Here is a 492-nt window from a genome sequence, read left to right as displayed (position 1 = left end):
CGATGGTGGCAAAAACGCATAGCCACCTGGCTCCAAGATGTGGTTTGCACCGTCAACATTTAATGTCGCTTGGCCCTCAACAACAAAAAGCACGCCCTCGGCACCGGGGTCGATCTCTGGCTGATCTGACCCGCCACCGGGCGCGACTTCCATAATGTATTGCGAGAAGGTTTCGGAAAATCCACTCATGGGGCGCGCAATTACCCAAAGCCGTGTTTCGTCCCAAAATGGCAGAAAGCTGGTGACGATATCGCGCATCGTTCCCTTGGGAATAACGGCATAGGCGTCCGTAAAGACAGCCCGATCTGTCAGAAGTTGCTCCTGACCAGGGTGCCCACCAGTTGGGGCGTAATACTTGGCTGACATGCATTTTCCTTTTGCGTTATACTCGTCCAAGCATGGCTAAACAACCAAGCAGGGACCACCTAGAAATTCATTACAGCACCTTTCGGCTTTTTTTGACAGTTTCGCGGAATATTCAAAAATAACTTA

1 protein-coding gene is annotated in these 492 nt (G+C 50.8%); it reads right to left on the bottom strand.

All coding sequences use genetic code 11. The features are described from left to right. The coding region (locus AB9F27_RS22050; protein WP_369758225.1) for a cupin domain-containing protein at positions 1-366 on the bottom strand (366 nt) is incomplete at its 3' end. Positions 367-492 lie beyond the last annotated feature (126 nt).

The organism is Falsihalocynthiibacter sp. CO-5D18 (assembly GCF_041205445.1).
GTDB classification, from domain to species: Bacteria; Pseudomonadota; Alphaproteobacteria; order Rhodobacterales; family Rhodobacteraceae; genus Falsihalocynthiibacter; species Falsihalocynthiibacter arcticus.
Note: the sequence above shows the minus strand (reverse complement) of the source record. Positions and strands in the feature narration are given on the sequence as shown.